This is a genomic window from Actinomycetota bacterium (assembly GCA_005888325.1).
Taxonomy (GTDB): Bacteria; Actinomycetota; Acidimicrobiia; order Acidimicrobiales; family AC-14; genus AC-14.
This window is the reverse complement of sequence record VAWU01000027.1, coordinates 16,808-38,979: the sequence shown is the minus strand read 5'-3', so window position 1 is coordinate 38,979 and position 22,172 is coordinate 16,808. Positions and strand designations below refer to the sequence as shown.

Annotated in this window: 23 protein-coding genes; 8 read left to right on the top strand and 15 right to left on the bottom strand. The window is 71.8% G+C overall.

Features of this window, described 5'->3' with window-relative positions; all coding sequences use genetic code 11:
• The first annotated feature begins 47 nt into the window (after window positions 1-47).
• Window positions 48-674 (top strand): M23 family metallopeptidase, encoded by a 627-nt coding sequence (locus tag E6G06_10670; GenBank protein TML91200.1) that lies wholly within the window; start codon window positions 48-50, stop codon window positions 672-674.
• An 8-nt stretch (window positions 675-682) separates the two neighbouring features.
• Here E6G06_10670 and E6G06_10665 read toward each other — a convergent pair whose 3' ends face one another.
• From E6G06_10665 to E6G06_10650, 4 genes are read right to left on the bottom strand one after another with little or no spacing between them, the layout of a single operon-like run.
• Window positions 683-1,489 carry an SDR family oxidoreductase gene (locus E6G06_10665; protein TML91199.1) on the bottom strand — a complete coding sequence of 269 codons (807 nt, stop codon included), beginning with the start codon at window positions 1,487-1,489 and terminating at the stop codon, window positions 683-685.
• 27 nt (window positions 1,490-1,516) lie between these two features.
• Window positions 1,517-2,527 (bottom strand): maleylpyruvate isomerase family mycothiol-dependent enzyme, encoded by a 1,011-nt coding sequence (locus E6G06_10660; GenBank protein ID TML91198.1) that lies wholly within the window; start codon window positions 2,525-2,527, stop codon window positions 1,517-1,519.
• Window positions 2,518-3,105 carry a sigma-70 family RNA polymerase sigma factor gene (locus tag E6G06_10655; protein TML91197.1) on the bottom strand — a complete coding sequence of 196 codons (588 nt, stop codon included), beginning with the start codon at window positions 3,103-3,105 and terminating at the stop codon, window positions 2,518-2,520. The genes E6G06_10660 and E6G06_10655 overlap by 10 nt, the downstream gene beginning before the upstream one ends.
• Window positions 3,102-4,127, bottom strand: coding sequence for an LLM class flavin-dependent oxidoreductase (locus E6G06_10650; GenBank protein TML91196.1), 1,026 nt, complete (start codon window positions 4,125-4,127; stop codon window positions 3,102-3,104). The genes E6G06_10655 and E6G06_10650 overlap by 4 nt, the downstream gene beginning before the upstream one ends.
• Before the next feature lie 126 nt (window positions 4,128-4,253).
• Between E6G06_10650 and E6G06_10645 the strand changes: the two genes are divergently transcribed.
• Entirely contained in the window at window positions 4,254-4,439 is a 186-nt protein-coding gene (locus E6G06_10645; protein TML91195.1) for a hypothetical protein, read from the top strand.
• Here E6G06_10645 and E6G06_10640 read toward each other — a convergent pair.
• The 6 genes from E6G06_10640 to E6G06_10615 form a co-directional block, all read right to left on the bottom strand.
• The gene (locus tag E6G06_10640) at window positions 4,436-5,851 is read right to left on the bottom strand and encodes a wax ester/triacylglycerol synthase family O-acyltransferase (protein ID TML91194.1); all 1,416 of its coding nucleotides are present in this window, start codon (window positions 5,849-5,851) and stop codon (window positions 4,436-4,438) included. The genes E6G06_10645 and E6G06_10640 overlap by 4 nt on opposite strands.
• A 26-nt stretch (window positions 5,852-5,877) precedes the next feature.
• Entirely contained in the window at window positions 5,878-6,486 is a 609-nt protein-coding gene (locus E6G06_10635; protein TML91193.1) for a DsbA family protein, read from the bottom strand.
• Between the two features lie 33 nt (window positions 6,487-6,519).
• On the bottom strand, window positions 6,520-7,284 hold the full coding sequence (locus E6G06_10630) for a phosphatase PAP2 family protein (GenBank protein TML91192.1): 765 nt from the start codon (window positions 7,282-7,284) through the stop codon (window positions 6,520-6,522).
• Entirely contained in the window at window positions 7,140-7,943 is an 804-nt protein-coding gene (locus E6G06_10625; protein ID TML91191.1) for a PD-(D/E)XK nuclease family protein, read from the bottom strand. The genes E6G06_10630 and E6G06_10625 overlap by 145 nt, the downstream gene beginning before the upstream one ends.
• Before the next feature lie 76 nt (window positions 7,944-8,019).
• On the bottom strand, window positions 8,020-8,853 hold the full coding sequence (locus tag E6G06_10620; GenBank protein TML91190.1) for an alpha/beta hydrolase: 834 nt from the start codon (window positions 8,851-8,853) through the stop codon (window positions 8,020-8,022).
• 9 nt (window positions 8,854-8,862) lie between these two features.
• Complete coding sequence (locus E6G06_10615) at window positions 8,863-9,270, bottom strand: hypothetical protein (protein TML91189.1); 408 nt, start codon at window positions 9,268-9,270, stop codon at window positions 8,863-8,865.
• Between the two features lie 70 nt (window positions 9,271-9,340).
• Between E6G06_10615 and E6G06_10610 the strand changes: the two genes are divergently transcribed.
• Window positions 9,341-9,742, top strand: coding sequence for a DUF4440 domain-containing protein (locus E6G06_10610; GenBank protein TML91188.1), 402 nt, complete (start codon window positions 9,341-9,343; stop codon window positions 9,740-9,742).
• A gap of 12 nt (window positions 9,743-9,754) precedes the next feature.
• Here the strand turns inward: E6G06_10610 and E6G06_10605 are convergent, their stop codons facing one another.
• Window positions 9,755-10,681: a DUF72 domain-containing protein gene (locus tag E6G06_10605; protein TML91236.1), complete on the bottom strand. Its 927-nt coding sequence runs from the start codon at window positions 10,679-10,681 to the stop codon at window positions 9,755-9,757.
• A gap of 79 nt (window positions 10,682-10,760) precedes the next feature.
• On the bottom strand, window positions 10,761-12,395 hold the full coding sequence (locus E6G06_10600) for an acyl-CoA synthetase (GenBank protein ID TML91187.1): 1,635 nt from the start codon (window positions 12,393-12,395) through the stop codon (window positions 10,761-10,763).
• Between the two features lie 23 nt (window positions 12,396-12,418).
• Between E6G06_10600 and E6G06_10595 the strand changes: the two genes are divergently transcribed.
• Entirely contained in the window at window positions 12,419-13,189 is a 771-nt protein-coding gene (locus tag E6G06_10595) for a methyltransferase domain-containing protein (protein ID TML91186.1), read from the top strand.
• A 30-nt stretch (window positions 13,190-13,219) separates the two neighbouring features.
• Window positions 13,220-14,377, top strand: a complete 1,158-nt coding sequence (locus E6G06_10590) for an acyl-CoA dehydrogenase (protein ID TML91185.1) — start codon at window positions 13,220-13,222, stop codon at window positions 14,375-14,377.
• Window positions 14,378-14,468: 91 nt separating this feature from the next.
• Here the strand turns inward: E6G06_10590 and E6G06_10585 are convergent, their stop codons facing one another.
• From E6G06_10585 to E6G06_10575, 3 genes are read right to left on the bottom strand one after another with little or no spacing between them, the layout of a single operon-like run.
• Complete coding sequence (locus E6G06_10585; protein ID TML91184.1) at window positions 14,469-15,686, bottom strand: geranylgeranyl reductase family protein; 1,218 nt, start codon at window positions 15,684-15,686, stop codon at window positions 14,469-14,471.
• A gap of 9 nt (window positions 15,687-15,695) precedes the next feature.
• On the bottom strand, window positions 15,696-17,081 hold the full coding sequence (locus E6G06_10580) for a wax ester/triacylglycerol synthase family O-acyltransferase (protein TML91183.1): 1,386 nt from the start codon (window positions 17,079-17,081) through the stop codon (window positions 15,696-15,698).
• Between the two features lie 45 nt (window positions 17,082-17,126).
• The gene (locus E6G06_10575) at window positions 17,127-18,860 is read right to left on the bottom strand and encodes a hypothetical protein (GenBank protein TML91182.1); all 1,734 of its coding nucleotides are present in this window, start codon (window positions 18,858-18,860) and stop codon (window positions 17,127-17,129) included.
• Between the two features lie 214 nt (window positions 18,861-19,074).
• Between E6G06_10575 and gmd the strand changes: the two genes are divergently transcribed.
• The 3 genes from gmd (at window position 19,075) to rsgA (ending at window position 22,171) form a co-directional block, all read left to right on the top strand.
• Window positions 19,075-20,061 carry a GDP-mannose 4,6-dehydratase gene (gene gmd, locus E6G06_10570; protein ID TML91181.1) on the top strand — a complete coding sequence of 329 codons (987 nt, stop codon included), beginning with the start codon at window positions 19,075-19,077 and terminating at the stop codon, window positions 20,059-20,061.
• Window positions 20,061-20,783 carry a class I SAM-dependent methyltransferase gene (locus tag E6G06_10565; protein TML91180.1) on the top strand — a complete coding sequence of 241 codons (723 nt, stop codon included), beginning with the start codon at window positions 20,061-20,063 and terminating at the stop codon, window positions 20,781-20,783. The genes gmd and E6G06_10565 overlap by 1 nt, the downstream gene beginning before the upstream one ends.
• Window positions 20,784-20,983: 200 nt before the next feature.
• Window positions 20,984-22,171, top strand: a complete 1,188-nt coding sequence (gene rsgA, locus E6G06_10560) for a ribosome small subunit-dependent GTPase A (GenBank protein ID TML91179.1) — start codon at window positions 20,984-20,986, stop codon at window positions 22,169-22,171.
• Window position 22,172 lies beyond the last annotated feature (1 nt).

The window sequence follows — 22,172 nt, the reverse complement described above, 5'->3', positions numbered from 1 at the left end:
TCGGCTTGCGCTCCGTGAGATTTGGCGGGTAGCGTGACCGAGTTCACATCGTTCGGGCACGCCCTCCGGGGCGCGGCTTCCCCGCCGCCGTCGTGTTCCTCTCGCTGGCCGGCCTCCTCTCCCTCCGGTCCGCCCTGCTCCTGCCCGCCACCGCACCGGGCGGGGTCGTCGAGCGCCCGCCCCGGGGGTTGGCGAGTGTGTTCAGCTTCCTGCCACGGTCCGCCCGGCCCGCGCCACCGACGGCTCAGGCGTGGGCGGCGGCGGCGGCGTCCAACGTGGTGTCCGCGACCGCGGCGACCCGACCGGCGGTGGGGCCCGTCACCGGCCCGTTCCACGAGCGGCGGCCCGGTCATCTCCACACCGGCATCGACATCGACGGCGAGACCGGCGACCCGATCCGCGCCGCGTTCGCGGGCATCGTGCTGGTCGCGGGACGGGCACCCAGTGGCTACGGCGGGTACGGCACGCTCGTCGTCATCGGCCACCCGAACGGTCTGACCACGCTCTACGCCCACCTGTCGCGCGTCTCGGTGGGAGTCGGTCGGCAGGTCGCGTCAGGCGACGTCGTCGGGGCGATGGGCTGCACCGGCTCGTGCACGGGCTCGCACCTCCACTTCGAGGTGCGCATCGCCAACCAGCCCGTCGATCCCGAGCGCTACCTGCCGCCGCCGTAGCCTCAGCGTCACCGGCTGAGCGGCTGGGGCGGCCCCAGCACGGAGGCCTGCAGCCGGCGCATGCCCGCCAGCCAGCGGTCGTAGTCGCCGGCCTTGCGCCGCAGGTACTCGGCCACCTCGGGGTGCGGGAGGATGAGGAAGCGCTCCGCGGCCAGGCCGGCGACCACTGCGTCGGCGACAGCTTCGGGCTCGATGGCGGTCGCCGCCAGCAACGCGTCGCCTTCGGGGCCCGCGCCGAGGAGCATGTTGGTGCGCACGCCTTGCGGGCACAGGCACGAGACCTTGATGCCTGCATCGCCGTAGGTGATCGCGAGCCACTCGGCCAGGGCGACCGCGCCGTGCTTCGTGACCGCGTACGGCGCGGCCCCGAGGTTCGTCAGCAGACCCGCGGCCGACGCGGTGTGGAGGAGGTAGCCCTCGCCGCGCGCGACCATGGCGGGAAGCACCGCCCGGGCCGAGTAGACGTGGGCCATGACGTTGATCTCCCAGATGCGCTGCCACGCCTCGTCCGGCGCGTCGACGCTGCCGCTGATGGCGATGCCCGCGTTGGCGCAGAACAGGTCGATGGGCCCGAAGGTGTCGGTCGCCTTGTCGACCAGGGCGACCACGTCGGCTTCGACGGCCACATCGGTGGACACGGCCAGCGCGGTGCCGCCGCCGGCCGAGATCGCATCGGCCACGGTTGCCGCGCCCGCCCCGTCGAGATCGGCCACCACGACGCCCCGCGCACCCTCACGCGCGAAGCGCTTGCACAGGGCGCGTCCGATGCCGCTTGCTCCGCCGGTGACCACGACCAGCTTGTCGTTGAGCTCCATGCGCCGACCGTAGTGGTCGGGCCGCGATCACGCGGCTGCGAAGGCGGGCGCGGCGAAGAGCAGCTCGGAGGCGAGGTCGGCGTCACCTTCGACGGTGTGCGCGACCTGCGTCGGCGCCAGACGCCCGGCGGCGAGGAGGCAGAAGTCGAGCACGTCGGCGGTCAGCACGACCGCGGGCGAGGACTCCGGCACGTCGGGTCGGGCCCGCAGCAGCCAGTCGCCACCGCCGTCGCCGGTGAGCACGAGTCGCACCGTGCGCGATCCGAGGTCGACCCCTGTGGCGCGGGCGGCGGCCGGGAGCGAGCGCACGGCCAGCTCGGCCACGAGCGCCATCTGCGCGGCCGGAGGGGGCCGCATGGCGAGCTGGACGGCGCCACGGATGTCGTCGGCGTGGATCCAGGTCTCGAAGGCCCGGTTGACCAGGACCCGGTCGAGGGGCATCGCCACCCCCACCCATTCGACTCGCCGATGCAGGTCGGTCTGGTCGAGGCGCGCGTACCGGCGCACCGCGTCGGTGTAGTGCCGCCACGCGGCGAGGGCGCGCGCCGGGCCGGCGTCGCGGTGCCGCTCGAGCAGGGCCGCGGTTCGCGCGTCGAGGTCGGGCTCACCGGCCAGGGGATCGTCGTCGAGGCCGAGGCGCGCCGCGAGCAGGCTTTCGATGGCGGCCAGATGGACCACGAGATCGTGCGCAGTGCGGCCGTCGGCCGTCGGCGCGTGCCAGCCATCGTCGTCGAGCGCCTCCAACAGCTCGGTCATGCGAGCGAGCTGGGTCTCATAGGTGACGACGCTCACCGCGCTCGGCGCGCGGCGCGCCCGCGCCGCGTCGAGTACGCGGGTGCGGAGCGGCGCGGGTGGCTCGCGTCCCGTCGCCACGGCCAACCACCCGGCCGCGTCCCGGAGACGGGAGATCTCAGCGGCACACGCCGGGCAGGTCTTCCCGTGGTCCTCGATGGCGGCCGCCTCGCTCGACGTGCAGGAGTCGAGGGCGTACGCGCCGAGGAGCTGGCTGACCTCGTCGTGCTCGAGGGTCATGCCCATTCCCGGATCCCTTCGTGTTCGAGCTCGCGAGCCAGCCGGCGCAGCCCCACCCGCAAGCGCGCCTTCGCCGTGCCCTCCGCCAGGCCGAGGTCGTCCGCCACCTGCCGGTACGTGCGCCCCCCGAAGTAGGCGAGCTGCACGGCTACCCGCTGGTCGTCGGGCAGCGAGTCGACCGCGACCCGGACCCGCTCGGCCATGATCAACGCGGTCGCAGCCTCCTCGACGTCGGGCGGCAGGCCCGGCTCCCGGCCTGCGGCCTCCGCCCGCCGGCGGCGCGACTCCTCCCGGCGCACCCAGTCGACCGCCCGCCGATGGGCGAGCGTGCCGATGAACGACCGCATCGAGCCGCGCTCGGGGTCGAAGGCCTCGGGACGCTCCCAGACGCTCACGAACACGTCCTGGGTCACGTCCTCGGCCGCGGTCTCGCTGCCCGCCACCCGGCGGGCGAGGCCGTAGACGAACGATGCGTACTGGTCGTAGAGCTCGCTCAGACCCGTGTCGTCGCCCGCGATCAGACGGGCGCGAAGGTCGATCTCCCATGATCGGCTGCTCTCCGCGGGCCGGGCCACGTTGCTCATTCGCACCGCCCTCCCCCGGTGGACGTCGATTTCTCGTCGTGGCTCCCGGCCGCGGCGCGGAGGGTGGCGTCGATGACCGCCATCCGGTCGGGTCCCCACGGCAGGGGGAACACGATCGGCACGTCGACCCCGTTGTCCGCGTAGGCGCGCACCGTGTCGTGGACGTGGCCGGCCTCGCCCATCACGTCGATGCCGTCGATCATCTCGTCGGAGACCGCGGCGAGCGCACCCGCCCGGTCGCCTGCGGCGTGACGCCTGCGGACTTCGGCGACCGCGTCCCCGTAGCCGGCCCGCCCGAAGTTCCGGGCATAGGCGTCGACCACCGCATACCCGAACAGGTCGCGGCGAGCGGCATCGACGCCATCGGCGCGCTCGCAGACACCTACATGGACATAGGAGTAGATGCGCGCGTCGCCGCCCTTTCGCACCTGCTCCACCGACCAGGGCACGTGTGATGCCGGCAGGTAGTTCAGCAGCACGCCGTCGGCGATCTCGCCCGCCAGGCGCAGCATTCCCTCGTTGAGCGCGCCGATGACCACGGCCGGACGGCGCTCGCCGAGACGCACGCCCAGACGGAAGCCCTGCACCTGGTAGAAGTCGCCGGTGAAGTCGACCTTCTCGCCCGACAGGCACGCTCGCAGCACCGTGACGAACTCGCGCACCTGGGCCAGCGGCCGCGCCCCGTAGCCCGCGCTGTGCCAGCGCGCGGCCACGACGGGTGACGAGATCCCGATGCCGAGGAGCACCTGGCGGTCGGGCGCCAGCGCCTGGAGGGTGGCGCCCGCCATCGCGAGCAGGGGCGGGGTGCGGAGCTGGAGGGCGAGCACCCCCGTGCCCACGTCGAGCCCGGGGGCGGCGGCGGACACCGCGCCGAGGGTCGCAAAGGCCTCAGGCCCGGTCACCTCGGCCGTCCAGAAGGAGCCGTAGCCCATGGCCTCCGCCCGCCTGGCGACCTCGAGCGCGGTCGCGGGCCCGAGTGCCTGCACGGAGGCGAACGTCACGCCCAGGGGCGGGGTTGGCATCGTGGCACGCTATCCGACACCCTGTTTGCCACCCCGCTCGCTACGGTAGAGAGGGCGGGCAGGCGGTCGGCAGGAACAAATGCAGTTGGGTTGCGGGTTAGAAAGCCAAGGGGTCAGAGGGAAGTCATGAGCGAAATCGTCGAGAACGAAGCGATCGTCGAAGCGCTGGCGATCATCGACCAGAGCCTGGGACAACTGCACACGCGCGAGCTGGTGTCGTCGTCCGAGGTCAGCGACGTTCTTCTCGACGTGCGTTCACTTCTCGCCGCGCTCGAGCTCGACGGCAACGTCGAGGCGCCGAGCCCCAACTAGCGGCCGGCCTTCACCAGCTCCGTGAACGCCTCCTCGATGCAGGCGCCGAGACGCGCCGGCTCGTCGACGGCTGCGGTGTCGACGTTGAGACCGAGGTCGAGGCTGTCCTTGTAGCCCAGCACCGTCGCGTTGAACGCGGTGCCGGCTGTCGGGCCCATCGGGTGGTTGGCGAGGATGTGGGCGCCCGCGACGTAGAGGTCGAAGTTGGCGCCGCGCAGGTTCGACGTGGCGAAGTCGACCGTCTCGACCTGCTGGCGCGCCAGACGAACGACGAGCGCGGTGGGGAGACCGTTGAGCACGCCGGCCAGGGTCTCGGCGACGCCCAGCGCTCGCTCCGACTTGGTGGTGGCGAGACGGGCGTGCACCTCGTTGAAGCGCTCGACCGGATCCTCGATGCCCGCGGGCACGAGCACGCGTGCTGGGCTGAACGCGTTGCCACCCGCGGACCGGTCGGCACGCATGTTGACCGGCATCGACATGCGCAGGTCGCCCACCTGGACCCCCTGTTGCCGGTGGTAGGCCCCCGCGGCACCGGCGATGCCGGTGACGTACGCGTCGTTGACCGTGCCGCCGAGAGCCTTGGCCGTGGCCTTCAGGCCGTCGAGATCGAGGCTGATCGCCTCGAAGTGGCGGCCGAGCGACCGTTTCCCCGTCCACAGTGGTGAGCGCGAGCGCTCCACCACCGCCAGCTGGCGCAGCAGCGAGCGGGCCATCTCGACCGATTCGGTGGCCATGCCGGGCACCTGCGAGGGATGACCGACCGCTCCCGCCAGGCCCTCGACCGTGCGGCGGGCGATTCCCAGGTTGCGGCGCACACGATTGCCCGCGGCCTGGGCCGCCGAGCTCAGCAGGCTCTCCTCGTCGCTCGACCCGTCGTCGCCGTCCGCCTCCGCGACCTCGAGCTCGTCGGGGTCGGGGGCATCGGCGGCCACGTCGATGAACTGCATCGACAACCGCAGGCCGCCGACACCGTCGGTGATCGTGTGGTGCATCTTGGCGAGGAGCGCGGCCCGACCGTCGGACAGGCCCTCGACGACGTGGTACACCCACAGCGGCCGGGCCCGGTCGAACGCGTCCTCGTAGAGCGTGGCGGCCAGGTCGAGCAGCTGGCGGTCGTCGCCTGGTGACGGCACCGCGATGCGGCGGAGGTGGTAGTCGATGTCGAAATGCGGGTCGTCGACCCACTGAGGCGGCGCCACCCGTGCCGGCGGCGACACCACGTGCTTGCGCAGCCGGGGGATCAGCTGGACGGCGCGACCCATGCGCCGGCGCAGGCGGTCGAAGTCGGGCGGCCGGTCGAACAGGGTGATGTTGAGGAACGAGGCGCGGAGCGAGGGATCCTTCTCGACCGTCCACATGAGCGCTTCCGCGTCGGTCATGCGGCCCTCGGGATGTGTCGGTGCTTCCGCCATGGCCGGCAGGCTAGCGCCGGGCCCGATCAGCGCGAGATGGAGGTGTGCTTGAACTCGTTGAGGTCGGGCCAACCCGCGACCAGGTCGACGGCGCGCTCGATGGTGCGGGTGGCGACTGCGGCGTCGCCCTGAGGACGGTGCATGAAGCGGATGAACACCGCCTCGTCGTTGGCGATGAAGGTGGGCACGCCGAAGACGCGATGGTCGGCGACGCTGCGCTCGTGCTCCTTGCGGAAGGTCTCGAGCGGGGTGCCGGTGGCGAGCTCGGCGAATACTGCGTCGGCGTCGAGCCCCTGCTCCACCAAGATCTCGCGCAGCACGGCCTCCTCGCGGATGTCGCGACTCTCGTCGTGCCGGGCGGTGAAGAGCGCGAGGTGCACGCGGTGGAAGGCGTGGGGCCACGAGTCGCGCACCGCGATGCCGACCTGCATGGCCAGCAGCGACGGCGCCTTCGTCGGGTCGTCCCAGACGTCGGGCTGGCCCTCCTCGACGTGCGCTTGGTTCAGCGAGAACGACACATAGGTGACGTGCCAGTCGGCTCCTGCCTCGAGGCCGGCGATGAGGTGCTCGTGGGCGTTGCGAGCGAACGGGCAGCGGTAGTCCCAGTTGACCGAGAACTCCAGCCCGCTACTCATCGCTGCACCATCCTCGTTCCACTTCGGTTCTCGTCATTGGTGGGTCCAACCCCTTCCGGGCGGGTGCGATTCCGGCTCGGCCACGATGCGGGGCGCGGGCGGCAGTGGCACGAGCTTACGGCCAATGCGCCCGAGGGCGATCCCGATCGCCGCCCCGACGAGCACGTCGGACGCGTGGTGCACCTTCACGTAGACGCGGGACGACGCCACGATGATCGCGATGGCGTAGTAGAGCGGCCAGAGGACGTCGTCCTCGGCGAGCAGGCCGGCGGCGCTGAACGCCGAGGTGGCGTGTCCGCTCGGGAAGCTGCTCGTGCGGGGCCGGCGCAGGCGGGTCGTGCGTTCGGGCTCCCACGGCGGTCGCGTGCGGCGGAAGAACGACTTGATGAGCCCGTTGACGAGCACCGACTCGATCGCCAGGCCCCCGCCGACCCGCACCGCCGCGTGCCAGTCGCGCTCGGAGCGCAGACCGCGGGTGGCGCCGATGATGAGCCACACGAGGCTGAAGTCGCCGAGCTCTGACGCGCCGTAGAAAAGCCGGTCGGACGTGGGGTTGCCGCGAACGCGGTCGAACGCGCGGTCGACGCGTGCATCGAAGCCGGCGACGCTCCGCAGGGCCCGTCTCGAGATCGCGCGCACGGCCGCTTCCGCGGTCAGGCGCTGTGGACGAGCTCGCGGGCCAGGGCCGGGTCGCCGCCCCACGCCGGGCAGTAGTCGCGGAACGAGCACCAGTCGCACAGGCGCGACGGCCGCGGCCGGAAGTCGTCGTGCTCGCACGCCCGCTCGATCGCGCTCCAGATGGCGGACGTGCGTTGACGCAGCCCCCGGACGGACTGCTCGGACGGCTGGGCGATGATCGCCACCGGCTCGCTCAGGTAGAGGAGCTGGATGCGCGCCGGGAGCTTGCCGAACACCTGCTTGCAGAGGAACGCGTAGAAATGGACGCCGCCGAGCCGGCTCTGCTCGAAGGTCTCGCCCGGCACCTTGCCCGTCTTGTAGTCGGTGACGACTAGCTCACCGTCGTCGTCGAGCTCGAGCCGGTCGATGATGCCGCGGAGCGTGAGCGCGCCGACGTTCGCCTCGAGCTTGAGCTCGAGCCCGATGGGCCGGACGCGGGTGGGGTCCTCGAGGTCGAAGTAGCGCCGCACGAGCTGCTCGGCATCGGCGAAGAAGGCCACCTCGTCGTCGGGCTCGAGCGCGAGGTCGGCGAGGTCGGGATGGTCGCGCAGCTCGTCGTGGGCCCGGGCGAGCCCGGCGATCGCGACCTCGAGCGAGCGCTGCTCCGGCGGCTCGCAGAACAGCAGCTCGAGGGCACGGTGGACGAGTGTGCCCTTGGTGGACCACGGCGAAGGCGGCTCGGGCAGACGATCGATGGCGGCGAACTTGAACGCGAGCCCACAGTCCTTGAACGACGCCACCTTCGACGGCGAGAGCGAGGTGGGGAGCTGGAGGGCCATCACCGGCGACGATACAGCGGGGGTGTGACGGCGTTGCGGACTCGAAGGGCCACAGAGACCCCGCGCTCGGTGGCGATCAGGCGAGGGCGAAGGCCCGCAGCACCGACCCGGCCACCGCGTCCGGGGCCTCGAGCGGACCGAAGTGGCCCAGCCCGGGCACCACCTCCATGCGGCCGTGGGGGAGGGCGTCGGCCTGCCGGGCCACGAGGGGGGGAGTGAAGGCGTCGGTGTGTTCGCCGCACGCCACCACGACGGGGCAGCGCACGTCGCCGAAGCGGGAGAACGCGTCGTGGGCCGAGCCCATGCGGTAGATCTCGGCCTCGACCTCGGGCCGGCAGCGGAGCCGCACCGTGCCGTCGGGCTGATCGGCGAACCCGAAGTCGACGTACGCGCGCAGTGCCTCGGGCGCGAGCGCGGCGAACGGCGGCTTGGCTGCGTAGTTGGCGTAGGCCTCGGCGCGTGACGCGAACACGGCCCGCCGGCGCCGCGCGCCCTCGCTGAGGGGGTTCTCGCGGGGGCCGATGGGCGGGTCGACGGGCATGACGACGGCCTCGTAGCAGTAGAGCGCGCGGAAGCGCCCCGAGTCGGCCGCCTCCGCCATCAGCAGGGCGGCGCCACCCGCGGAGTGGCCGAGCGCGAAGGGATGGTCGAGCTCGAGGCCGCGCGCCGCCGCGAGCGCGTCGTCCGCGAACCCGTGCCAGTCGTAGTCCAGGCCCTCGGGCACCGATGTCTCACCGTGGCCGCGCTCGTCGAAGGCGAAGCAGTGGAATCGGTCGGCCAGCCGGGCGGCCAGGGGCACGAAGACGTGCGCGTGGAACCCGGTGGCGTGAGCAAGGAGCAGGGGTGGTCCGTCGCCACCCAGGTCGTACGCGGCCACCTCCACCCCGTCGGTCGAGGGGAAGCGGGGCACCCGCCGACGTTAGCGTTTGACGATCGCGGTGGCGTGCCGGTCGACCTCGGCCATGATGCGATCGACCAGCTGGTCGTCGAGCAGGCAGGGTCCGTCGGTGATCATGCGGGCCAGCATCCGGCTGGGCACGAGGCCCACGCTCTCGACCCGCCCGCCTGCACCGTCCACCACGACGAGCGCGTCGACGAACGGCGCCCACGACAGGGCGGCGGCCACGTACTTGCGGATGTCGCTCGCGGTCCTGGTCACGCGGCGGGCGGCGGTCTCGACGTCGGGGTCGGGCGGGGTCAGGGCGAAGGCGCCCGTGGGCCCGACCACGATCCGATCCTGTCCCGAGGCCATGGCGTGGAACTCAGGCGGGAGCGCGTCGAGCGCACGATCGATCGGCGGGCGCGCCGATCGGAGGGCCTGGAACATGCCATCAGTGTCGGCAGTGCGCGGCGAGGACTGAAGCAAACCCCGCTCCGCACTACCCTGCGCCGCACCGATGGGTGACGATGACGAGGTCAGGGCGGTCAACCGGGCGTTCTACGACGCGTTCGAGGCACGCGATCTCGACGCGATGTCACAGGTCTGGGAGCACTCCGACCGGGCCACGTGCACTCACCCCGGTTGGGCCGCGCTGCGGGGATGGGCGCAGGTGGCGGCCTCGTTCTTCGCGTTGTTCCAGAACGGCCAGGAGCTGCAGTTCATCCTCACGGAGGAGCGGGCGGAGGTGGCAGGTGAGGTGGGCTGGGTGTGTGTCGACGAGAACATCCTCGACGTGCAGACCGGCACCACCGTGGCCGCGGTCAACGTCTTCGTCCGCCAACCTCAGCACGGGTGGCGGATGGTCGTGCACCACGCGTCGGTCGTGAGCAGCAGCGCGGGCGACGGCCCGGAAGCGTGACGTCGCCCGCGATCAGTCGTCGTCGCCCAGGAGGCCGAGCAGCTCGGCCGCGTTGACGACGGCGTCGTCGCGCCAACAGTTGTTCATGAGGACGTGCACCTCGCGGGCCGAGCCGGCGAGCGCACGCAGCTTGGGCACCCACTCGAGGAGCTCGCGCTCCTGGTACCGGTAGCGGAAGCGCTCGGCGGCACTCGCGACCCGGGCCTCCCACGTCTCGGTGTTGCGGCCGTGGAAGCGGACGACGGCGAGGTCGGAAGTCGCCGCCACGACGGGAGGCACCGACGAGTCGAAGCCCTGGGGCTCGTCGACGCAGACGAACGACAGGTCGTGCTCCTCGAGGAACTCGAGGGTCGACTCGCACTCGTCGGGCGCGAGCCAGGCGCCGCGGCGGAACTCGATGCAGAGCCGGTAGTCGGGCAGCTTCCGCTGGGCGTCGAGGATCTCCGCCCGGTGCGTCTCCTTGGGCCCGAACCAGCGCGGCCACTGAAGGAGCACCGCGCCGAGCTTGCCGGCGGAGTGCAAGGGCATCAGCGCGTGGCGGAAGCGGTCCCACGCCTCGTCGACCGCGTCGACCGAAAGGTGGTTGGCGTACAGCGTGCGACGGTCGCGGAGCTCGGGCCGGACCTCGCTCTGGAGGTCGGGCCAGAGCGACTGGGGGAACGTGGGGTGGCCGGTGAGCAGGGACCATGCCTTGACGTTCATCGTGAAGTCGGCAGGCGTGCGCTCGACCCAGCCGCCCGCCAGCTCGGGGGTCGGCGGGAAGTAGTAGGTGCTGTCGACCTCGACGATGGGGTAGCGCGCCGCGTAGTAGGCGAGACGCTCGGCCGCCTTCATCGACTTGCGCGGGTACCAGGTCGTCTCCTTGACGAGGGTCGCGTCGGCCCACGAGCACGTGCCGACGAGGACGCGGGCACCGGCGACATCGAGGACCGGTCCCATGGGGAGGGCCGGGCGCGCCTCCACACCGCCGAGCTCCTGCGCCCCGTTCATGCTGCAGGCACGGGCCCGCGGTCGCGAGTCACGACGCGGTGACCGCCGCAGCCGCCTCACGCTTGAGCCGCGCGTAGTCGACCTTGCCCGCGGGGCTGCGGCCGATGGACGTGGTCAGGAGCACGTGACGCGGCGCCTTGTAGCCCGCGAGACGGCTCTTGGCGTGGACGATCAGCGAGTCCTCGTCGACGCCGCCGCGGTCGAGGGCGTCGCCCACGGGCTCGACCCACGCGCACACCACCTCGCCGAAGCGATCGTCGGGAATGCCGACGACGACCGCGTCGCGCACGGTCGGGTGCTCCTTGAGGACCTCCTCGACCTCCTCCGGATAGACCTTCTCCCCACCCGTGTTGATGCACACGGAGCCGCGGCCGAGCACGCGGAGCGTGCCGTCGGCCTCAACGGTCGCGTAGTCGCCCGGGATCGAGTAGCGCTCGCCGTCGATGACGCGGAACGTGCGCGCTGTCTTCTCCGCGTCCTTGTAGTAGCCGACCGGCCCGAGGCCCCGCAGGGCGACCATGCCGGTCTCACCGGAGCCGGGCTGCACGTCGCGGCCGTCGTCGGTGAGCACGCGGGAGCGCGTGCCGAGCACGAACCTGGCCGTGGCGGTGGCGCTCGTCCCTCCGGAGATCGACTGCCCCATGCCGAGGGCCTCGGAGGACGAGAACACGTCGACGAGCATCATCGAGGGGCGATGCCGGAGCAGTCCCTGCTTCGTCGCCTCGCTCCACATCACGCCCGACGAGAGCACGATGTAGAGGCTGGAGAGGTCCCACCGATCCGGGTTGGCGTCGAGCGCGTCGAGCATCGGCTTGGCGAACGCGTCGCCCACGATGGCGATGCTGTTCACACCCTCGCGCTCGATGGTGTCGAGCAGTTCCGTGATGTCGAAGCGACGGTTGGTGAGCGTGACCACCGAGCCACCCAGGCTGAGGATGCCGAACGACGAGAAGGCGCCCGTGCCGTGCATCAGCGGGCATGCGGGGAGCGTGATCGGGCCGGGCCGGGTGAGCCGGTTGCGCACCGCGTCGAGGTCGGGCTCGTCGGGGTCGTGCATGGTCGAATCGCTCAGCAGCCGGTACAGGTCGTGCTGGCGCCACATGACGCCCTTGGGCATTCCCGTCGTCCCGCCCGTGTACAGCATGTAGATGTCGTCGCCGGAGCGCCCCCACGGCGCGACCGCATGCGCGCCATTCGCGGCGGCTGTACGTTCGACTGCGGCGGCCTCATAGGGCGTGGCCCACGCGGGGCAGGGCCCGGAGCCGTCGTCGACCCACAGCCAGAGCCGCACGTTCGGCACGCGATCGCGAACCGACGCCACGCGATCGGCGAACGCGCCGTGGAACATCACCGCGACGGTGTCGGAGTTGTCCCAGAGGTAGGCGAGCTCGTCCTCGGTGTAGCGGTAGTTCGTATTCACCGGTACGAGGCCGGCCTTGAAGCAGGCGAACACCGACTCGACGTACTCGTTGGCGTTGTAGAGGTACTGCGCGACCTTGTCCTGGTGGGCGGTGCCCGCCGCGATCAGCGCGCGGGCCACACCGTCGGCCCGGTGGTCGAGCTCCGACCACGAGAGCCGGCAGTCGCCGTGCACGAGCGCCGGCGCGTCGGGCAACGTGTCGGCGATCGTCTCCCACACGTCCGCGAAGTTCCAGCCGCTCATCCGGCGGAGCGTACCGTTCTGCTGTGAGCTGGACATACGGCGACGTCGACCTCTCCGCCGACCCGCTCGCCGCGGTGCGGTGGATGGACACGATGGCCTCGTGGCCGTTCGTTCAGGCGTACAAGCAGCGCACGCGGGAGCTGCTCGCGGCGCCGGGGGCCACCAGCGGGGCGCGGTTGCTCGACGTGGGATGTGGCACCGGCGAGGACACCCGGGCGCTGTCCGGTTCGAGCGTGGGGCTCGATGCGTCGGCTGCGATGATCGGTGAGGCCGCCCGCCGCGGAGGCGACTTCGTTCGGGGCGACGCGCACACGCTGCCGTTCCGGGACGGCGCGTTCGACGGTTGCCGCGCCGATCGCACGTTCCAACACCTGGTCGATCCCGAACGTGCGTTGGCCGAGCTCGTGCGGGTGACCCGACCGCGGGGACGCGTGGTCGTGGTCGACCCCGACCAGGAGACGATCGTGGTCGACGGCCCCGACCCCGCCGCCACCCTGCGGGTCAAGCAGTTCCGGCGCGACGCCGGGCTGCGCCACGGCGACCTGGCTCACCGCCTGCCTCGCCTGTTCCGCGCCGCGGGCCTCGTCGACGTCGCGATCGAGGGCACCACGCTCGTGCTCACCGATCCCGACGATGCGTTCGGCTTCCCCACGTGGGCCCGCGCCATGCACGATCGGGGCCTGCTCGACGTCCACGACGTGGAGCGCTTCGAGGCCGACGTGCGGGCATCCGCCGTTGCGGGCGACTTCCTCTACGCCGTCACCTTCTTCATCACGAGCGGCCGGACGCCGTAGTCTGCGCGAGACCCGAAGGGGATAGACGATATGGACTTCGAGCTCCCGGGTGACGACGACCCGCGGCGGGCGACCGTGCGGGCGTGGCTGGCCGATCACCCCACGCCGACCGGACGCCAGCTGGCCGACGCGGGCTACGTGGCCCCACACTGGCCCAGGCCGTGGGGGCTCGACGCCGACCCCATCCACCAGCTCATGATCGACGAGGAGCTGCGGCGGGCGGGTGTGCGACGGCCCGTCAACCCCATCGGCATCGGGTGGGCCGGGCCGACGCTCATCCACGCGGGAACCCAGGCGCAGAAGGACCGCTACCTCGGCCCGCTGTTGAGCGGCGAGGACTTCTGGTGCCAGCTGTTCAGCGAGCCCGGCGCCGGCAGCGACCTGGCCAACCTCGGCACCCGCGCCGTGCGCGACGGCGACGTGTACGTCGTGAACGGGCAGAAGATCTGGACGACGTTCGCCCACATCGCCCGCTTCGGCATCCTCATCGCGCGGACCGACGCGGAGGCACCGAAGCATCAGGGCATCTCCTACTTCGTGTGCCCCATGAACCTGCCGGGCATCGAGATCCGGCCCATCGTCGAGATGACCGGCGCGCACCAGTTCAACGAGGTCTTCTTCGACGACGTGCGCATCCCGGCCGAACAGCTGGTGGGTGACGAGAACCGGGGGTGGGCGCTCGCCAAGGTCACCCTCGGCAACGAGCGCGTGTCGCTGTCGGAAGGCGGTGCCCTGTGGGGCCTCGGTCCCGCCGCCGGCGACCTGATCGAGCTGGTGCGTAAGGAGGGCGGTGTCGACGACGCGTCACTCCGGCAGCGGCTGGCCGCGCTCTTCATCGAGTCCGAGATCCTCCGCCTGATCCGACTGCGCACGGTGACCGCGGCGGTGCACGGCCGCCCTCCCGGCCCCGAGGCGTCGATCCGCAAGGCGCTGGCCGACGAGCACGGCCAGACGATCATGCGGTTGGCCAAGGACCTGGCCGGCGCGGCCGGGATGCTGACGACCGCGGGCCCGCTCGGGGTGGAGGACGGCTCGTGGAACTACGGGTTCCTCTTCTCCGCCGCGCTCACGGTCGGCGGAGGGACCTCCGAGGTGCAGCGCAACATCATCGCCGAGCGCGTGCTCGGCCTCCCTCACGACCTCGACGTCGAGACGGGCAAGACGTGGGCGGAGGCGCGACGCATCTGACGCATGCGCCCTCAGGCGTTCTCGTCGCGCTCGACCACCGCGACGGTGGTCGTGCGCACCAAGAAGCCGAAGGGATCCGCCTCCACGCCGGTCACGCGCCCGGAGCCGAGACGTAGGCGCCGTCGCGCTTGAGGAACGCACGATGCCACCGGCCCGGCGTGAGGGCCACCCCGCGTGACTCGTCCTCCAACAGCCATCGGGCGAAGTTGCGGCGGGTCCAATCGTTCAGCCCGGCCACGCGGAGCGCGGCGTCGGCGCCGCGGCGGTGGCGCAGGGCGCGGACGAGCAGCACCGACATGCGGTGGTCGGCGACGAGCGCGTCGCGCGCGGCGCGCTCGTAGCGGCTGCGCGCGCGCTCCGGACGCTCGGGGTCGCTGACGGCGATCGCACGCGCCGCGAGGCGGCCGGTGAGGAGCGCCTGGGCGATGCCTTCGCCCGTCATCGGGTCGCCGGCAGCCGCGGCGTCGCCGACGAACAGTGTGCGTCCGGCGGCGAGCACCGCGTCGTCGATGCCGGCGGGGATGGGCCACGCCTTGTGCGGCCCCTCGGGCCGGGCGGCGTCGCCCAGCACGGCGCGCACCTGTGGGCGGCGCAGCAACTCGGGCCACAACTCGTTCATGTGCCGCGTGGGAACGCCCCGCGCCCGCCGGATACCGAACCCCACGTTGGCGCGGCCGCCGGACACCGGGAACGACCACGCGTACCCGGGCAGCACGTCGGGTTCGAACCACACCCACATCGCGGTGGCGCGGGGCGAGACCCCGGTGAAGTACTGGCGGAAGGCGTGCCACTCACCCAGGTAGCCGGACCGGCTGTGACCGAGGGCCTTGCGCAGCGGCGACCACATGCCGTCCGCGCCGACCGCGAAGCGGGCGGTGACGGTGCCGATGCCGTCGACCTCCAGCTCGACGTGCTCGCCGCGATCGACGGCGGCGGTGAGCGCGTGGCCGTCGTGCACCTTCGCACCCGCGGCGCGTGCGACGTCGACCAGCGCCGCGTCGAGATCGACGCGGGGGGCCACCACCGCGAACTGGCCCCGGCCGCGGGGAAGAGGGAAGCGCACCGTGCGGCCGGACGGCCCCCGCACCATCACGTCGTCGGCGACGTGCCACGTCGGCACCGACGACGGACGCAGGCCGAGCGCCTCGAGGTGGCGCAGGGCGTCGACGGTCAGCCCGTCGCCGCAGCACTTGTCGCGCGGGAACGAGGCGCGGTCGACGACCACCACGTCGCGTCCGGCCCGTGCCAGCTCGATGGCGGCGGCCGCGCCTGATGGGCCTCCACCGACGACGACGACGTCGACGCGCACGGCTCCGGGTCAGGCCACCTTGCGCACTTCGTCGAAGCCCTCACGGAGGCACTCGATGAAGACGTCTCGGTCCGGGATGGCGGCGCTGTCCATGTTCACGCCGATGTGGAGGTCGTCGAGGTAGCTGACGAGCGTGACGTTGGCGGCCGCGCCGGTGAGCGGCCCGAAGGCCACCTGCGACTCGAGCGCGGCGCCCGCGAAGAACACCGGCACGGGGACGCCCGGCACGTTGCTCGTCACGAAGTCGACGCCCTTCAGCATCGACCCGAACAGCTGTGTGACGACCGCAGTGGGCAGGCGGTTGAGGATGCCGGCGATGGCGTCGGTGAACGTGAGCGCGGGTTCGTTGCGCTGGAACGCGACGAGCTCGCGGATGACACGCATGCGCTCGATCGGGTCGCGGATGCCGATGGGGATCAGGAAGCGGGCCGGCACGAACTGGTTGCCGGCCAAGGTCTCGGTGGTCTCGTCGCGGATGCTGATGGGCATCGTCGTCCGCAGCTGCTCGATCGTGTCGCCGTGGTGCTCGTGGTAGAGCCGCATGCCGCCGCACACCGCGGCGAGGAACGCGTCGTTCAGCTTGCCGCCCGCCGCCTTCGCCGCGTTCTTCGTCTCGTCGAGCGGCACGCTGATCGTGTCGAAGCTCACCGAGAGGGAGCGCTCGGTCATCACCGGGCTGTGCGGGGTCGTCGCCGGTGCGAGGATCCGCCCGGCCGACGCAGCGAGCTCGACGATCGAGCGCAGGTTCGCCGCAGGGCGGCGGACGGCACGCGTCGCCGACCCCACGGCCCGTCGGGCGATGCCGAGCTGGCGGCGCCGCTCGTGGCGCAGGGCCTCCAACGTGAGACCCCAGGGCGAGGGGTGCTCGGCCTCGGCCGCAGCGGGCGTGTGGCCCGGGTCGTCCGGCTCGCGCTCGAGGTCGAACAGCACCATCGCCAGCTTGATCGCGCCGACGCCGTCGGTGATCGAGTGGTGGAGCTTCTGGATGACGGCCGCCTTGCCGTCGGCCAGCCCCTCGACCACGGTGAACTCCCAGAGCGGGCGAGCCCGGTCGAAGCTCTGCATCCCGATCGGCTCGGCCAGGTCGAGCAGCGCGCGCCGGTCGCCCGGAGCGGGAGCGCGCACGCGGCGCAGGTGGTAGTCGAGGTCGAAGTTGGGGTCGAAGACCCACCGGGGCGGTGACGCGACGAGCGGTGCGCTCACGACCCGCTGGCGAAGCCGGGGGATGAGACAGGTGCCCCGCTCGACCCGGTCGCGCAGCCGCTCCTGGTCGGGCGGTCGGTCGAACAGCGAGACGGCCGTGATGGTCGAGCGCAGGAGCGGGTCCTTCTCGATGCCCCACATGAGGGCGTCGGAGTCACTCATGCGCCGCTCGAAGCGCATGTCGTCGGACATGGCCCCAACGCTAGTGGGGCGCCGTACCCCGCGACGCCGCGGAAGTCAGCAGTGAGCGCCCTCGCCCGGAACGTAGGTTCCCGAGAACCTGTCGACCGCGGTGTGGCCGTCGGCGATGAAGGTGCGCGTGCGCTGGGTCGTGACGGACGTGCACCCCGCGCCCACCGTCTTCTTGAACTGCGCCGACTGCGTGGCCTCGACCCATTTCGTCGAGTACAGGGTGACGGTGATGTCGGTGCCCGTGTAGCTCGTCCAGATCAGCACGCCGTAGGGGCTGGGGTTCTTGAGCTTGAGGTCGGGGTGCGGGTAGGCGAGCGTGGCCTCGCGCCCGTAGGGATAGCGGGTGATGTAGATCGTGTGGAACTGGTACTCGGGGATCTCGAGCCCGGCGAAGAAGGCGGCGTTGAAGGTGGTGGTGGCGAACTGCGACACACCGCCGCCGACGTCGGAGTCGAACTTGTTGCCCTCGCCGATGATGGGAGCGTCGACGAACCCGCGCGAGACGGAGCGCCGGCCGACGTAGTCGTTGACCGAGAACGTCTCGCCCGGCTCGATCACCGCGCCACGCACGTAGTCGGCCATCTTGTGGATGTTCGCCACGCGGGGCTGGCCCGCGGGGTGATGGGTCGTGAACGTCGCCACCACCTCCTTCACTCCGAGCTGGCTGGCGCGGGCGTCGTCCCGCTTGGGCCCGACGACGGAGAGCGGGAGCGCGAGCGATTGGCCCGGGGGCGGACGGTCGCGCAGCGCCCGGTGGACGAGGGCGACGGCCTCCGGCGCACAGCAGGCCGTGCCCGTCCGGCTCGGAACGATCGCGACGCCGGCCCCCGACACGCGGAACCCGGCGTCCACCGGTGCGTCGCCCGCACCCGAGAGCACCTTGGCGAGATCGTCGCGCACGGCCTGCGGGTCGGTCTGCACCACGAGTCGGTCGAAGGTCGGGACGGCGCGCATCCACGGCCGCATGATCGCGGGCGTGAGTGTGGCCTTGGCCTTGCCCGCGGTCACGCCGAGCGGGCGGCCCGCGAGCGTCTCCGCCTCGGCGGCGACGCGTCGCGCGTCGGCGAGGTCGAAGCGCGGGGGCACCGCACGGCGTCCGGCGGCGACCTCGAGCGGCACTCCACGCGTCGCCGCGTCGGGCATGGCCGACACGAGGGCGGCGCTGTCGACGCCGCGCCCGGCGCGTCCGCGCACGGCCACGATGCGCCCTTCCTTCACTGCGATCGAGGGCTCGACCGGTCGCCGGCGAGGACCCTTGTCGCGATCGAGAGCGACCAGATAGGTCGCGGTGCGGTCGACGCGAACATCGACCGGCACGCGTTGGGGCGAGAAGAAGCTCGTCGCCCAGTGCCAGACGCGGACGGGCAACGCTCCCGTGCGGCCGGTGTCGAGCGCGTGCTCGACCGTCGCCGGGCGGCGCACCTCGAGGCGGAGCGCGCGGGCGGGCACGGTGATCTGGTTGCCCGGCGTCCGCACCCGCACAGTGGCGTGCTCCTCGCGCGTGGCGACGCGGTCGACCGCGGCGGTCAGCTCGGCCCGGTCGAAGCCACCCACCGCGACACCTGCCACCTTCACGTTGCGCAGTACCCGGCTCGAGTGCAGCTGAAGATCGACGATCCAGGCGATCACGACCGCCAGCGCCAGCAGCGCGATTGCCGACAACCCGCGAACGACCGCGCGCGCCATGAGTGCACCCGGCACACGCCCGGCGGGCGCGTCGGTGGGCAACAGGTCGCTCTGGGAGGGGGCGGGTTCGTCGACCCGGGTGTGACTGGCCACGGACTCTTCCTCTGGGGGCACCGCGCGGACGTCACCAAGGGTTCAGGTGGAGACGACGCTCCGACGGGTGGGGACCTCTACGCTACCGCTCGGGTTGAGCAAAAGCACGATGCTGAGGTGCGGCGGCGCGTTCCACGCCGTCCGACCTGCGTCGGGGCAGCGTCACGCAGGGCAGCACGCCGCCACCGCACCTGGCGCGCGTTAGCGTCGGGTGATGCCCCGCGCTCTCATCACAGGCACCACGGGCCAGGACGGCCGCTACCTCGCACAGCTGCTCGTGGCCAAGGGCTACGACGTCTTCGGGATGGTCTCCGGGCAGGCGAACCCCAAGATCCAGATGGTGCAGGAAGAGACGCCCGAGCTCGAGTTCATCGAGGGCGACCTGCAAGACCTCTCGTCGCTCATCTCCGTCGTCGAGCTGGTGCAGCCCGACGAGGTCTACAACCTCGGAGCCATCAGCTTCGTTGCGCTCTCCTTCCGCCAGCCGGAGCTCACCGCCGACATCACCGGGCTGGGCGTCCTGCGCATGCTGGAGGCCATCCGCGTCATCGGCGGCGCCCAGGACAACAGCATCCGCTTCTACCAGGCCTCGTCGTCGGAGATGTTCGGGAAGGTGCGGGCGACGCCGCAGACCGAGAAGACGCCGTTCCACCCGCGCTCGCCGTATGGAGTGGCCAAGGTGTTCGGCCACTACACGACGGTCAACTACCGGGAGGCGTACGGCCTCCACGCCTCGTCGGGGATGCTCTTCAACCACGAGAGCCCACGTCGTGGGCTCGAGTTCGTCACCCGCAAGATCACCAATGGCATCGCGCGCATCAAGCTCGGCCTGCAGGACAAGCTCGTGCTCGGCAACCTCGAGGCGTCACGCGACTGGGGCTTCGCGGGCGACTACGTGGAGGCCATGTGGCGCATGCTGCAACAGGACGAGCCCGACGACTACGTGATCGCCACTGGCGAGACCCACACGATCCGCGAGTTCCTCAGCCTTGCGTTCGAGGCCGCCGGCTTCGACGACTGGAAGCCCTACGTCGGGTCCGACCCGCGCTTCGAGCGCCCCGCCGAGGTCGACGTGCTCATCGGTGACGCGACCAAGGCGCGCGAGAAGCTGGGTTGGGCGCCCAAGGTCGACTTCCCCGGCTTGGTGCGCATGATGGTCGAAGCCGACATCGCCGCCGAGGAGGCGCGCGACCACCACTGATGGTCGGTGTCGCGAGCGCGGGCCCGATCTTCGCCGACTACCTCGGCCTGCTGCGGCAGGTCCACGAGCACCTCCGGCCCGGCACCTACGTGGAGGTCGGGGTGCACGAGGGTGCGTCGCTCGCGCTCGCGGCGCCCGGGACGCGCAGCGTCGGCATCGACCCGACGCCCGCGGTGCGTGGCCCGCTCGGACCCGACACGACCGTCTTGCGCCAGACGAGCGACGTCGCCTTCTCCGGAGACGAGGTGTCGCGCCTGCTCGCGGGGCGGCCGATCGAGCTCGCCTTCATCGACGGTCTGCATCTCTTCGAGTGCGCGCTGCGGGACTTCATCGCCGTCGAGCGGCACTGCACGCCGGCGTCCACCATCCTCGTCCACGACTGCTACCCGCGCGACGAGGTGACGTCCGCGCGCGAACGCACGACGGTGTTCTGGAGCGGCGACGTGTGGAAGTTGGTGCTGTGCCTCGGCGAGCTCCGGCCGGAGTTGCAGGTTGCGGTCGCCGACGTCGCGCCGACGGGACTGGCGATCGTTCGCGGCCTCGACCCGACGTCGGAGGTCCTGTCCCGGCACTACGACGATCTGTGCGCCCGCTTCGTCGACCTCGGCTACGACGCGATTGCGGAGGACAAGTCCCGCCGTCTGCGACTCGTGCCGGGCGACTGGCCGACGGTGCGCGCGCTGCTCACGACTGGACAACAGTCGCACGCGGCTGCCGGGTGAGCGCTCTACACTTGCGATGACCCGATCGCCGTGTGTGGCGAGCTGAGTGAGGGAGGGAGGTGTCGTGCAGATGACGTCGAGAGCTCTTGTGACCCAGGCCGCCGAGCGCGTGCTGCGCTCCGTCCGCATCTGCCCGCCTCCCCGGTTGCGCTCCGACCCGTAGTCGGTCCGCGCCCGGAGGCCCCGAACGAGGAGTCTCCTTGTCCCATCAACCAGCACCGCCTCGACAACCAGCACCGCCTCAACAGCCAGCACGGCCTCAACAGCCAGCACCGCCTCAACCGCCGGCAGGACCTCAACCGCCGGCAGCACCTGATGTCCTGACGGCCTACGGCTGGGACGACCGGGTCGCCGCCCGGTTCACCCTGCTCGATGTCCCCGGTCACGTTCCGGGCCGCGTCGCCCGAGTTGACCGCGGCTCGTGCCTGGTCGCGACCGCGGATGGGCCCGTGCGCGCCAGCCCGTACACCCTCGCCTCGCGGCGGGCCGGGCTCGACACGGTTCCCGCCACCGGTGACTGGGTCGCGGTCACGGACGATCCCGACGAGGGCGTGGCCATCGTGGGCGTGGTGCCCCGGTGGTCGGCCATCGCCAGGAAGGACCCCGACGAGCGGGTGACGGTCGAGCAGGTGCTCGCGGCGAACGTCGATGTCTTCGCAGTCGTGTGTGGTCTCGACCGGTCGCTCGTCCAGAACCGCGTCGAGCGCATGCTCTCGGTCGCGTGGGAGAGCGGCGCGCTCCCGGTGGTCGTGCTCACGAAGGCCGATCTGGCCGCGGACCTCGCGGTCGTCGTGCGGGAGGCGCGCGAGGTCGCGGGTGTGGGCGTTTCGGTCCACGTGACGAGCGCGCGGTCTGGTGAAGGGATCGACGAGTTGCGCGCGCTGCTGCTGCCGACGCGCACGCTCGCGGTGATCGGTCCGTCGGGAGCCGGCAAGTCGACGCTCGTCAACGGGATCGTGGGCACCGACGTGCAATCGACCGGACCGGTGCGCGAGGCGGACGGGCGCGGCCGTCACACGACGACGACGCGCGATCTCGTTCGCGTTCCGACGGGCGGGGTGCTGCTCGACACTCCGGGCCTGCGCAGCCTTCCGCTCTGGGACGGCGCTTCGGGTGTCGCGAGCACCTTTGCCGACATCGAAGAGGTGGCTGCGGGCTGCCGCTTCCGCGACTGTCGCCACGAGCACGAGCCCGCCTGCGCGGTGCGCGCGGCGGTGGCGTCGGGTGCGCTCGCGCCTCGTCGCCTGGAGAGCTTCCACAAGCTGCACCGCGAGCTGGCGGCGCTCGAGCTCCGCCAGGACGAGCGCGCCCGCCGGGAGGCGTCGCGCCGCTTCGGTCGGATGACGCGCGACATCGGTAAGCAGAAGCCCGGCCGCGACCGCCGCTGAC

What these genes read in the sequence shown, in the direction of transcription:
- E6G06_10665 (TML91199.1), bottom strand. Translation starts at nt 1,489, where the DNA reads ATGGAGCTCAACGACAAGCTGGTCGTGGTCACCGGCGGAGCAAGCGGC.
- E6G06_10660 (TML91198.1), bottom strand. Translation starts at nt 2,527, where the DNA reads ATGGGCATGACCCTCGAGCACGACGAGGTCAGCCAGCTCCTCGGCGCG.
- E6G06_10655 (TML91197.1), bottom strand. Translation starts at nt 3,105, where the DNA reads ATGAGCAACGTGGCCCGGCCCGCGGAGAGCAGCCGATCATGGGAGATC.
- E6G06_10650 (TML91196.1), bottom strand. Translation starts at nt 4,127, where the DNA reads ATGCCAACCCCGCCCCTGGGCGTGACGTTCGCCTCCGTGCAGGCACTC.
- E6G06_10645 (TML91195.1), top strand. Translation starts at nt 4,254, where the DNA reads ATGAGCGAAATCGTCGAGAACGAAGCGATCGTCGAAGCGCTGGCGATC.
- E6G06_10640 (TML91194.1), bottom strand. Translation starts at nt 5,851, where the DNA reads ATGGCGGAAGCACCGACACATCCCGAGGGCCGCATGACCGACGCGGAA.
- E6G06_10635 (TML91193.1), bottom strand. Translation starts at nt 6,486, where the DNA reads ATGAGTAGCGGGCTGGAGTTCTCGGTCAACTGGGACTACCGCTGCCCG.
- E6G06_10625 (TML91191.1), bottom strand. Translation starts at nt 7,943, where the DNA reads ATGGCCCTCCAGCTCCCCACCTCGCTCTCGCCGTCGAAGGTGGCGTCG.
- E6G06_10615 (TML91189.1), bottom strand. Translation starts at nt 9,270, where the DNA reads ATGTTCCAGGCCCTCCGATCGGCGCGCCCGCCGATCGATCGTGCGCTC.
- E6G06_10610 (TML91188.1), top strand. Translation starts at nt 9,341, where the DNA reads ATGGGTGACGATGACGAGGTCAGGGCGGTCAACCGGGCGTTCTACGAC.
- E6G06_10605 (TML91236.1), bottom strand. Translation starts at nt 10,681, where the DNA reads ATGGGACCGGTCCTCGATGTCGCCGGTGCCCGCGTCCTCGTCGGCACG.
- E6G06_10600 (TML91187.1), bottom strand. Translation starts at nt 12,395, where the DNA reads ATGAGCGGCTGGAACTTCGCGGACGTGTGGGAGACGATCGCCGACACG.
- E6G06_10590 (TML91185.1), top strand. Translation starts at nt 13,220, where the DNA reads ATGGACTTCGAGCTCCCGGGTGACGACGACCCGCGGCGGGCGACCGTG.
- E6G06_10580 (TML91183.1), bottom strand. Translation starts at nt 17,081, where the DNA reads ATGTCCGACGACATGCGCTTCGAGCGGCGCATGAGTGACTCCGACGCC.
- gmd (TML91181.1), top strand. Translation starts at nt 19,075, where the DNA reads ATGCCCCGCGCTCTCATCACAGGCACCACGGGCCAGGACGGCCGCTAC.
- E6G06_10565 (TML91180.1), top strand. Translation starts at nt 20,061, where the DNA reads ATGGTCGGTGTCGCGAGCGCGGGCCCGATCTTCGCCGACTACCTCGGC.